The following is an 11,425-nucleotide window of genomic DNA, read 5'->3' on the forward strand; positions in this document are numbered from 1 at the left end:
GGCATGGTCCTGCCCGCGCACGCCACGGCGGCCGGCAAGGCGATCCTGGCGGCGCTGCCGCCGGGGCAGGTGCGGGACCTGTACCCCAGGGGCGTGCAGACGCTGACCGACCGGACGCTGCGCACCCTGGAGGACATCGAACGGCATCTGGCGGGGGTGACCCGCGCCGGCTACGCCACCAACCACCGGGAGAGCGCGGACGACGTGGCCGCGGTGGGCGTGGTGATCCGCAACCCGGCCCGCGCCCCGGTGGCCGCCCTCGCCGTGGCCGCGCCGGCGGAGCGTCTCCAGTCCGTGCGGATCCCGCTGATCGCGATCCGGATGCACCGCACCAGCCACGCCGTCACCGACGCCATGACCACGCCGCGCTAGCCGCGGGGGTCAGTTGAAGTGGCCCCAGGACTCCTCGTACTCGGCGCGGATGGTGTCGCCCGCCTCGCGGCGCCACTCGGCGACGGTGTCGCGCCAGGTCGAGGTGGCGGAGCGGCCCCGCATGATCGCCCGCAGCTCGTCGAACAGGCGCAGTTCGAGTTGGCCGCCGACGGTGGTGTCGGTGTCGGAGTAGAGCCCCACGGCGGGGTTGCGGACGAGGACGTCGACGGCGCGGCGCTGGAAGTCGTGCTGGGTCCGTACGACGTCCGGCCACTCCGGCAGGTAGAGCGCGGGCGGGGCGTCGGTGACGAACAGGGTGGGCAGGGTCGTCTCGATGGTGCCGGTGTCGGTCAGGATCGGGTCGGTGCCGTCGAGTTCGTGGTCGACGCCCCGCACGCCGTACTTGCGTTGGAGGTAGGCGTCGGTGCCGAACGGCGCGGCCAACGCGTTGAAGGCGCGCAGCAGTTGGGCGATGCGGTCGCTGGGGGCCTTTTTGAGGACGAGGGTCGCGTAGCTGGGCTGGCCCGCCCAGTGGGTGCCCGGGCCGCCGTCGAAGCCGGGTGCCACCATGGCGTCGAGCGCGAAGTCCTCGGCGCCCGCGGCGTAGGCCCGGTAGTAGTCGTTCCAGCCGGCGACGCCGTCGTAGTTGATGGCGGTCTGGCCGCTGCCGAACCAGTCCTTGAACATGTTGAGCACGTTGAAGCCGTCCGGGTGGACGACGCCCGCGGAGACGAGTCGCCGCATGGCCTCCAGCGCCTCCTCCACCACCGGGGACTCCAGGAAGTACGTGAAGCGGCCGTTCTCCTCGCCCCACTTGTTGGGCGCGCCGAGCATCTCCATGACGAAGTAGAAGGTGGTGAGCGGGTCGCCGACGGCGTACCGGTGCCGGTCGGGGTCGGTCAGGCCCCGGCACAGCTCCTCGAACTCGGCGAAGCTGCCGGGCCGCGGGTTCAGCGACCGTTCCCGCACCAGGTCGGCGCGGTAGTACATCGCGGATCCCGCGGCGGCCCGCGGCATCGGCAGGCCGTAGATGCCGCCGTTGTAGACGGTGGTGCGCCACGCCGGGGTGGGGATGTTGGCCAGGAACGGGTAGTCGCGGACGGCGCCGCCCGAGAGGTGGTCGCTCAGGTCCTGGAAGAGGGCGTGGAACATGGCGGGCCGTTGCGCGGTCTGCGGCTGCACCGCCAGCGCGTCGGGCAGGTCGCCGCCGGCGACGACCACGGCGAGCTTGTTGTTGTAGTCGGCGACGGGGACGATCTCGAAGGACAGGTCGGTGCCGAGGCTCTCGTTGAGCGCGCGCCAGTGGGTGTTGCGGTCGACGGGCGGCGGCACCGGGTTGAAGATCAGCGTCATGATCGAGATGCCGGGGCCGCGCGCCGGCGGGCCGTCGGGGAACGCCACGGTGGGCTCGGCCGGGTAGTGCGGGTAGCCGTTGAGCACGCCGTCCGCGGTGCCGGGGAACGGCACCTCGACGCCCTGGTACGGGAGGTACTCGGGGAGTTCGACGTCGGCGTTGAGGCGGGCGGGCGGCAGGTCGGGGCCCTCGCCGCAGCCGGCGACGGCGAGGCCGGCGGCCACGCCGAGGCCGCCGCGGAGCAGGCTCCGGCGGGACGGTCCGTTGGCCGGCCCGGTCATGTGCGTCGTGGTCATGTGCGTCTCAGCCCTTCACGGCCCCGACCATGAGGCCCTTGGTCATGTGCCGTTGGATGAGTGGGAAGACGAGCGCGATCGGGATGATGGAGAGGACGAGGATCGCCGCCTGGAGCGCGTAGGAGGGCGGCAGCGCGGCGCCGGCGGCGGACGCCTCGCCCGCGCCGATGGCGGCGTTCTGCACGACGTAGGTGCGCAGCACGAGTTGGACCGGCCACTTGGCCGACTCGTTGATGTAGAGCATCGCGTTGAAGAAGGAGTTCCAGTAGGCGACCGCGTAGAAGAGGCCGATGACGGCGAGTGAGGCCCTGGAGAGCGGGATGACGATCCGCCACAGCGTCTGGAGTTCGCCGGCGCCGTCGATCTTGGCCGCGTCGACGAGTTCGCGGGGTATGGACATGAAGAACGAGCGCAGCACGATGACGTTGAACGCGTTGATCAGCATCGGGAGGATGAGCGACCAGTAGCTGTTGATCAGGTGGAGTTCCTTGATCAGCAGGTAGCTGGGGATGAGGCCGGGGACGAAGAGCATCGACAGCACGAGCAGCAGCAGGACCGGCCGGTGGCCGAAGGAGCCGGGGCGGCTGAGGCCGTAGGCGAGGGCGGCGGTGGTGGCCAGGCTGAGCAGGGTGCCGACGACGGTGATCCCGACGCTGACCAGCATCGCCCGCGAGACGACCCCGCCGGCGAGTATCGCGCGGTAGGCGTCGAGGGACGGGCGGTCGGGCCAGAGCACGTAGCCGCCCGAGGAGGTGACCTGCTCGGCGTCGGCGAGCGAGGTGGAGACGACGGACAGGAAGGGGACGACCACCAGCAGGCAGCAGACCAGCAGGATCAGCGCCCGCAGGACGCGCCAGGGCGGCGTGGCGGGGGTGCGCCCGGGCACGGCGCTGTGGCTGGAAGGCGGGCGGCTCCTCGTCAGGCTGCTCATCGGTTGTTCGCTCCTCGCTTCGCGTCGCGCCGCGCGCCGCGGTTCCGGCGCTCGCCGCGGTAGATGCCGTCCTCGCCCATCAGGTGGGCGAGCTTGTTGGCGCCGAGGACGAGCGCGACGCCGACGATGCCCTTGACCAGGCCGACGGCGGCGCTGGTCCCCCACTGGCCGGCGATCAGGCCGTTGTTGTAGACGTAGGTGTCGAGCACGTCGGAGTTCTCGATGCCGACGGCGGTCTGTTGGAGGATGATCTGCTCGAAGCCGACGCTCAGCGCGTCGCCGAGCCGCAGGATGGCCAGCAGGATGACGAGGCCGCGCAGCGAGGGCAGGGTCACGTGCCAGGTCTGCCGCCAGCGGCTCGCGCCGTCCACGGCCGCGGCCTCGTAGAGCTCGTTGTCGACCCGGGAGAGGGCGGCGAGGAAGAGGATGGTGCCCCAGCCGGTGTCCTTCCAGATCACCTGGGAGGTGAGCAGCGCCTTGAACAGGTCGGGGTCGCCGATGATGTTCCAGGTGCCGAGGTCCTGGGCCTGGAGGAAGACGTTGAGCAGGCCGGCGTTGCCCAGCATCTGCTGGAAGATCGCGACCACCACGACCCAGGACAGGAAGTGCGGCAGGTAGAGGATGTTCTGCACCACGCGCCTGATCCGCTCGCTGAGCAGGCCGTTGAGCAGCAGGGCCAGGGCGATGGGGGCGGGGAAGACGAAGAGGACCTGGATGAGGGTGAGTTGGAGGGTGTTGACCAGGGCGCGCAGGAACTCCGAGTCGCCTTCGACGATGACGTCGAAGTTGTCGAACCAGACCCAGCGGCTGTCGGCGATGCCGATGAACGGCTGGTAGTCCTGGAAGGCGATCACGTTTCCCAGGAGCGGGACGTAGTGGAAGAGCAGCAGGGCGGCCAGGCCGGGGAGGACGAACCAGAACAGGGTCAGGTCCGCCCTCCCCCGCCTCCGGGGCCGCGGAGACCGTCGATCGAGTGTGCTCACGCGCGCCCCTTCCGTCGGCGACGTGGTGGATGTCGGCAGGCGAGGGATCGGCTCAGGCCGATCCGACGAAGTGGGCGACCAGTTCCAGGTCGCCGTCGACCGTGAGGGGGAGTGCGGCGCCGCCGTCGATCGGCTCGCCGTTCGCGGTCCAGTGGTCGAACCGGTATCCGGGCGCGGCCTCGGCGCGGGCGGTGATCCCGCTGCCCTCCTCGTACCGGCCGGGCTCGGTCTCGTTGCCGGTCAGGGTGACGGTGCCGGCGCCCTCGGGGGCCGCGGTGGCGGTCACCGCGCGGTTCACCATGTTCAGCGCCAGCACGTTGACCAGTCGGACGGGGCCGGTGCTGGTGGCGCCGTTGTAGCGCATCAGGTTGACCACCGTGACGTCGGCGTCGGGGCCGGCGGCGACGGTGTGGCCGTCCTGGTGCAGGTTGTCGGTGCCGAGGTTGAACGCGGTCACCTCGCCGGAGCCGACGACCAGGCCGTTGCGGTAGCCGTAGCCGAAGACGTCGAGCAGCCGCAGGCCGGTGGCGCCCTCGACCGTCACCAGGTCGGACTGCGCGCGGGTGTAGGTGTCGATGACCTCGGGGAAGATGGCGCTCTCCACGCCCCACCAGGGCAGCGCGTAGCCGACGCGGGCGGTGGCGTTGCCGTTGCTGAGCACGCCCTCGACGCGGCCGCCGGCGTTCGCGCCGACGGTGATGCCGCGGTGGAGGAAGGCACCGGCGAGCTTCTGGACGACGAAGCCGTCGGCGCCCGCCGCCATCTCGACGCCGTTCCAGGCGTTGGGCAGGCCGACGTTCACGACGTAGGTGCCGGGCGCGGTGCCGCGCACGACGTAGGGGTAGGGCGCCAGGCCGTCCGGGTCGGCGGGGTTGTTCTCCGGGTGGAAGACCCGCAGGCCCTTCACACCCGCCCGCTCGCCGTCCAGCGTGATGAGCGCGGTGGCGGTGTCGGCTTCCGCGGTGTCCCGCCCCTCGTACGCGAACAGCACGCTGCCGGCGCTGGATCCGAGCAGGTCGCGCTGCGGGACGGCGGAGGAGCCGCGCAGTTCGACGCCCTCGGGGACCCGCAGGTGTCCTTCGAGGCGGTACCAGCCGGCGGGCAGGTACACGATGCCGCCGCCGGCGCGCGCGGCCCGGTCCAGGGTGCGCTGGATCGCGGCGGTGGCGTCCCGCTGGGGCGGGGTGCCGACGGGGGTGCGGGGCGCGTTCGCCGGGTAGAGCACGCCGCGTTCGGCGCGCGGCTCGCCGGTGGCCGGCGGCTCGCGGTCGGGGGCCTCGCCGGCGAGCCGGTGCACGGTGCCCTCGGTGGGGCCTTCCAGTTCGGTGTCGGTGACCTTCACATAGGCCGTGCCGACGACCTGGACGGACGCGGTGGAGCCGGACAGCACGCTGTCCGCCATGCCGAGCCCCCAGCGGCTGTCGAGGTCGGCGCGCAGCGCGACGTCGGTGCGGGTGACCTCGGTGTCGACGAAGACGCCGCAGAACGCGGCCCGTTGGCCCGGTACCACGTCGATGCCGATCCGGTAGTCGGAGATCCGGATGTCGGTGAACTGGTCCCACTCCAGGTCGCCGAGGACGAATCCGGTGCCGTTGGCCCGGGTCCAGGCGTCGAGCGCGGCCCGGTCGGGCGGCGCGTAGGCGTCCGGGGCCTCGGCCCAGTAGGCGTTGGACAGGGTGATGTCCTGCCAGGTGCCGACGTCCGCGCCGTTGAAGGCGGTGATCCCGGCGTACAGCACGGTGCCGCGGATGTCGCGGAGCGTGGTGGACTCGTGGACCTGTCCCGACGAGGCGCCCTCGCCGCGGTCGTTGCGCATGGTGCTGACGCCGATGCCCCGGTAGGAGTTGAGCATCGTCACGTCGGCGACGGTGCTCATCATGTAGTTCTCGTTGCCGCTCCAGGCGCGGCCCGGGATCTCGAAGGTGTGGTTGTAGGGCACGGGGTCGGCGGCGCTCTGCTCCGGGTACCAGGTGGTCACGCCGACGACGCCGGCACTGCCGCCGACGCGGAACAGCGCGGGACCTTCGTCGCCGGAGGCCAGGTCGGCCGTGACGACCGTGCCGTAGTCGCCGTCCTCGGGGTCGGGGCCGGCGCCGACGCCCCGCAGGGTGCAGAAGCTGAACACCTCGACGGTGTCGGTGACCCGGTAGGTGCCCTCGGGCAGGAAGACGGTGCCGCCGCCCGCGTCCGAGCAGTCGTACAGCGCCCGTCGGATGGCGTCGGTGGAGTCGCGCCGCCCGCTGGGGTCGGCGCCGTAGCGGCGGACGTCGAAGTCGGCGACGATCCAGTCCTCGTCGGGGTCGCGCGGCTCGATCAGCCGGGGGTTCGGGGTGACCTCGCGCTGGTCGCGGACCTCGACCGCACCGACCGACTGGCGGGTGGCGCCGTTCGCGTAGCCCTCGAAGGCGACGCGGACGTACCGGGCGCGGGTCTCGGCGAAGCCGACGCGGGCGTAGCGGTTGGCCGACGTGCCGCCGCCCTCGCGGACGGTGGTGAAGTCGTCGCCGTCGTTCGAGACCTGTACGGCGAACGCCTGCGAGTAGTTGCCGGCGAACCAGACGCGCACGTCGTCGATGGTCTGGCGGCGGCCGAGGTCGACGGTCAGCCACTCCCCCGCGCCCTCGTCGCCCGACGTCCAGGCGGTGGCGGTGTCGCCGTCCACCACCGCGGCGGGGTTCTCGCCGCTGCTGGCGGTGGTGTCGGCGCCTCGGGCGAGGTCGGTGGTCGCGGCCGAGGCGCGGAACTCGGCGAGTGCCGTGTGCAGGGTCTCCAGGGCGGCGCGGGCCGCGTCCTCGGTGACGCCCTCCTGGTCGGCGACCTCGCGGGCCGCGTCGATCGCGGCGGCGAGGGTGTCGGTGGCGCCCTCCGGGTACTGGCCGTCGCGGTCGCCCTCGCGGGCCGCGTACCGGGCCAGGTCGGCGTCGTCGATCAGGGCGCGCAGCCCGGTGGTCGGGTCGAGCGCGTCGGCGGCGAGCGAGACCCGGACGGCGGCGACCCTGATCTCGGCGCCCGCGCCCTGGGTGGCGATCCGGAAGTCGCCGCCGTTGGTGCGGTTGGTGAGGATGGCGTCGGTGAGGGCGAAGGTGTGGCTGCGCCACTCGCCGCTGCCGGTGAAGGGGACGGTGGGGCTGGGCCTGAACCGCTCGGCCAGCGCGTCGCCCGGCGAGTCGTAGTGCAGGAGGAAGCCGCCCGCGTCGGCCTCGTCGAGGTAGTCGACGGTGACCAGGACGGTGGTGTCGCGGGTGTCGTGGGCGAGGGTGTCGGTGACGTTGCCGTAGAGGAAGCCGGTGCCCGCGGCGCGGTCGGTGCCCCAGTAGCCGCGGCCCGCGTGCTCGCCGGTGACCAGCCCGTCGTCGGAGTCGCCGGCGCGCATGGTGAGTTGACGAGCGGTGACGGCGGTGCCGAGCACGGACTCGGCGCCGGTGTCGGCGACGCGCACGGCGGCGACGGTGATGTCGCGGGCGGCGTCGCCCTGTTCGCCGGTGAGCAGCAGGTCGGCTCCCGGCTCGGTGCCGGGCGCGAGTTCGACGGCGGCGGTGCGCCAGGTGTCGCTGCCGGTGAGCGGTATTCGGTGGGCGGCGCCTTCGGCGCCGAGCCGGGCGACGAGGGAGCCGGTGCCGGCGTCGCGGTAGGTGAGGGTCGCGGTGAGCGGGGCGTCGGCGGCGGCCCGCCACTCGGCGTCCGGGGTGAACGCCAGGTGTTCCGCCCCGGCGGCGGCGTCGGTGGCCCAGTAGGTCCGGCCGTCGAGTTCGCCGGTGGCGAGGCCGGCGGGGTCGGGTCCGGCCGCGGCGGCCAGGCCGAGGGTGGTCGGCTCGGGGCCCAGGTCGGCGCCCAGGCCCTCGGGGTACATCAGCTCGCCGACGGTCTCGGCGGCCGCCGGGGCGGCTGCCGGGACGGTGGTGGTGGCGTCGGCGGTGGCGGCCGGCCGCGCCTGGGCCGCCAGCGCCGGGGGCGCGGCGGCGGTCAGGACGAGGAGCGCCGTCATGACGGCGGGCCAGCGTGGGGGGGTCGGTCTCTGGGCTCGGGGGTGTTCCTCGCGTGGTGCGTGCGGCGTTGCAGGCACGTGGGTCTCCTGGGGAGAGCGGCGGGGTGGGCGATCGGGACTGTTCGCCACCGGTCAGGACCGGGGGGTCAGGCGGATCGTGCGGATCTCGAAGGGCCGCAACCGCAGCGGGACGGATGTCGCCCCGGGGTGCGGGAGTGCGGATTCGGTGGGGTTCTCCAACAGGTCGCAGCGGTGGGCGGCGGCCAGCGGGAAGGAGGTGGTGAGGTTCGCGGTGGCGGCCCCGCCGAGCGACTCGTAGAGGCGGACGATCACGTCTCCCGAGCGGTCGTCGGCGAGCTTGACGGCCTCGACGACGACCTGGGGGTCGTCGAGCGCGACCAGGGCCGGCACGTCGGCGGTCACCGGGCGGGAGCGCGGCGGCAGGTTGAGCTCGTAGCCGCCGGCGACCGCCGCGCCGAGGTCGGCGCCGGCCTCCAGCGCGTAGGCGAACCGGTGCCGGCCCCGGTCGGCCTGTTCGTCGGGGCTGTGCGGGGAGCGCAGCAGGGTGAGCCGCAGCACGGTGGTGGTGCCGCCGTCGGACTCGCGGGTGGCGCGGGTGACGTCGTGGCCGTAGGTGGAGTCGTTCGACAGGGCGGCGCCGAAGCCGTGTTCGCCGACGTGCACCCAGCGGTGGTGCCACAGCTCGAAGCGGGCGGCCTCCCAGCTGGTGTTGCGGTGGGTGGGACGGCGGACGTGGCCGAACTGGATCTCGGCGCTCTCGTGCTCGGCGTGGATGTCCAGCGGCCAGGCGGCCTTCAGGACGGTGTCACGCTCCTGCCAGTCGATGTCGGTGCGGACGGTCAACCTGCGGCTGCCGGCGGTCAGTTCGAGGTGCTGTACGAGGTGCGAGGCGCCGAAGGCGCGCTCGACGCGGACGGCGGCGACGAGCGGTCCCGTGTCGGTCGCGGTCACGGAGGTGACCTCGGTCAGGTCCGTGACGGTGTTGGTGTAGCTGTGGTCGATGTTCCAGGCGCTCCACTTGTTCGGATCGTCCGGGTGGATCTGGAGCAGGTTGCCCGCCGCGCCGGGGGCGATGGTCTCGCGGCCGGTGGCGAGGTCGCGGACAGAGGTGACGAGGCCCCGGGCGTCGACGACGACCCGCACCACGCCGTTGTCGAGGACCAGGCCGTCGGCCGTGGTCTCCAGCCCGACGGGCTCCGGGTCCGGCGCGCCCGGCCCGGCTCCGACGCCGAGCGCGGCGGCTTCCACCGGGACGGCGAGCCGGTCGTCGGACAGCCGCTGCGCGCCGTCGACGGCCGGGGTGCCGGCGGGCAGCACGGCGACGCCGGCGCGGGCGTGCGGGCCGGCGTTGAACACGGTGAGACCCGGGGTGCCCGTGGCGGGCGCGGCGAGCGCGTCGAGGGCGGCGCCGATGATCTCCTCCAGCTCGGCGGTCACCTCCGCGTGCGTCTCCTCGGCCTGTTGGTGGACCCAGGCGATGGAGGAGCCGGGCAGGATGTCGTGGAACTGGAGGAGCAGCACCCGCTGCCACAGCCGTTCGAGGCGCTCGTGGGGGTAGTCGGCGCCGACCTGGGTGGCGGCGGTGGCCGACCACAGCTCCGCCTCGCGCAACAGCGCCTCGTTGCGCCGGTTGCCGCGCTTGGTGCGGGCCTGGCTGGTGTAGGTGCCGCGGTGGGTCTCCAGGTACAGCTCGCCGCGCCACACGGGGAGTTCGGTGCCGGCGTCGGCGTACTCGGCGCGCGCGGTCTCGAAGAACTCCGCGGGGTGGCGGATGACGACGCGCGGCGAGCCCTCCAGGTCGGCGAGCCGGCGGGCCCGCTCCAGCATCTCCCGGGTGGGGCCGCCGCCGCCGTCGCCGTAGCCGAAGGGCGCCAGGGAGGTGGTGGACACGCCCTTGTCGGCGAAGTTCGACTCGGCGTGGGCGAGTTCGCGGCCGGTCAGCTCGGCGTTGTAGGAGTCGATGGGCGGGAAGTGGGTGAAGATCCGGGTGCCGTCGATGCCCTCCCAGGCGAAGGTGTGGTGCGGGAGCCGGTTGGTCTCGTTCCACGACAGCTTCTGGGTGAGGAACCAGCGGGCCCCGGCCTGGGCGGCCAGCTGGGGGTAGGCGGCGGTGTAGCCGAACGAGTCGGGCAGCCACACGCCGTCGGTCTCGACGCCCAGTTCCTCGGCGAAGAAGCGGCGGCCGTACACGAACTGGCGGGCCAGGGCCTCGCCGCCTGGCAGGTTGCCGTCCGCCTCGACCCACATGCCGCCCACCGGCGCCCAACTGCCGTCGGCGACGGCCCGCTTGATCCGTTCGAAGATCTCCGGGCGGCGCTCCTTGATCCAGGCGTACTGCTGGGCGGAGGAGCAGGCGAAGACCAGCTCGGGGTACTCCTGGGCGAGCGTGGTCATGTTGGTGAAGGTGCGGGCGCACTTGCGGACGGTCTCGCGGATCGGCCACAGCCAGGCGGAGTCGATGTGGGCGTGGCCGACGGCGGAGACGGTGTGCGCGGAGGCGTGGGCGGGGCGGGCGAGCACGCCGGCGAGTTCGGCGCGGCCGCGCCCGGCGGTGCCCGGCACGTCGCGGGCGTCGACGGCGTCCATCGCACGCTCCAGGGCGTACAGGATCTCGTGGCGGCGCGGGCTGCCGAGCGGGAGCTGCCGCATCAGCTCGTCGAGCACCTGGACGTCGTGCAGCAGATGCCAGACGTCGTCCTGACGGACGGCCAGGTCGACGGTGTTGAGGGTGTAGAGGGGCTCGGTGCCGGCGGTGGCCCGGTCGCCGAAGTGGGTGCCGACGCCCATGCTGCCGGAGATCGGCGGGTTGCCGGCCAGCTCGACGTACAGCTCGACGGGCTCGCCGCCGGCGGCGGAGGCGTTGAGGAGGACGCTGCGGCTGCGCGGGTGGAGGCCCTGGATGGGCGCTCCGGTGGCGTCGTGGACGAAGCCCTCGGCCTGCCCGCCCGGGCCGAGGTCGCCATGGCCCTCGAACCCCCTGACGTGTCCGAAGCCGAGGTCGAAGACGGCCTCCACGCGGCGCCCCGCCCACTCGGCGGGGATGGTGGCGGTGGCGTGCAGCCAGGTGGTGGACCAGGGCGCGCCCCAGGGGGTGCCGACGGCGAAGGGCCGGTAGTCGGCGGCCAGGGCCTCGGCGACCGGCACGGGTTCGCCGGGGACGTGCCAGGCGCCGAGGGTGAACGGCACGGCCGGGCCGTGGAGCGCCGGGCGGAGGCGGGTGGCGAGGAAGCGGGTGACGCGTTCTTCGACGAGGTGACGGTTGTCGTGCACGGTCAGCGGTTCTCCGTTGCGTGGGGTGTCGGATGGTCGGCGTCGGGGGCGGGCAGCCGGACGGTGTCGCGGGCGCCGTCGGGCCAGTCGAGGCGGACCTCGATGGCCGATCCGGGCGCGGGTCCGGTCGGGGCGACCAGCGCGGGCAGCCGGGCCCGCGTGAGCGGGGAGCCGCCGAGGTGGACGGCGGCGGCGTGCAGGGTGGCGTGGGGC

General features: G+C 73.4%; 7 protein-coding genes. 1 reads left to right on the plus strand and 6 read right to left on the minus strand.

The window, feature by feature from the left end; translation table 11 throughout:
* Positions 1-372: IclR family transcriptional regulator domain-containing protein (locus tag E1283_RS22075; protein WP_279571285.1), on the plus strand; the 372-nt coding region annotated here is incomplete at its 5' end.
* Between the two features lie 9 nt (positions 373-381).
* Here the strand turns inward: E1283_RS22075 and E1283_RS22080 are convergent.
* The 6 genes from E1283_RS22080 to E1283_RS37430 form a co-directional block, all read right to left on the minus strand.
* Entirely contained in the window at positions 382-2,022 is a 1,641-nt protein-coding gene (locus E1283_RS22080; RefSeq protein ID WP_243745007.1) for a substrate-binding domain-containing protein, read from the minus strand.
* A 7-nt stretch (positions 2,023-2,029) separates the two neighbouring features.
* On the minus strand, positions 2,030-2,953 hold the full coding sequence (locus tag E1283_RS22085) for a carbohydrate ABC transporter permease (RefSeq protein WP_132819859.1): 924 nt from the start codon (positions 2,951-2,953) through the stop codon (positions 2,030-2,032).
* Entirely contained in the window at positions 2,950-3,936 is a 987-nt protein-coding gene (locus E1283_RS22090) for an ABC transporter permease (protein WP_132819860.1), read from the minus strand. Before E1283_RS22090 ends, E1283_RS22085 begins: the two co-directional genes overlap by 4 nt.
* 52 nt (positions 3,937-3,988) lie before the next feature.
* The gene (locus E1283_RS22095; RefSeq protein WP_132819861.1) at positions 3,989-7,921 is read right to left on the minus strand and encodes a discoidin domain-containing protein; all 3,933 of its coding nucleotides are present in this window, start codon (positions 7,919-7,921) and stop codon (positions 3,989-3,991) included.
* Between the two features lie 132 nt (positions 7,922-8,053).
* Positions 8,054-11,212 carry an alpha-mannosidase gene (locus E1283_RS22100; protein ID WP_132819862.1) on the minus strand — a complete coding sequence of 1,053 codons (3,159 nt, stop codon included), beginning with the start codon at positions 11,210-11,212 and terminating at the stop codon, positions 8,054-8,056.
* A 2-nt stretch (positions 11,213-11,214) separates the two neighbouring features.
* On the minus strand, positions 11,215-11,425 hold a 211-nt coding region (locus E1283_RS37430; RefSeq protein ID WP_207930484.1), incomplete at its 5' end, for a hypothetical protein.

Source organism: Streptomyces hainanensis, from assembly GCF_004348415.1.
GTDB classification, from domain to species: domain Bacteria; phylum Actinomycetota; class Actinomycetes; order Streptomycetales; family Streptomycetaceae; genus Streptomyces; species Streptomyces hainanensis.

What these genes read in the sequence shown, in the direction of transcription:
- E1283_RS22080 (WP_243745007.1), bottom strand. Translation starts at nt 2,022, where the DNA reads ATGACCACGACGCACATGACCGGGCCGGCCAACGGACCGTCCCGCCGG.
- E1283_RS22085 (WP_132819859.1), bottom strand. Translation starts at nt 2,953, where the DNA reads ATGAGCAGCCTGACGAGGAGCCGCCCGCCTTCCAGCCACAGCGCCGTG.
- E1283_RS22095 (WP_132819861.1), bottom strand. Translation starts at nt 7,921, where the DNA reads ATGACGGCGCTCCTCGTCCTGACCGCCGCCGCGCCCCCGGCGCTGGCG.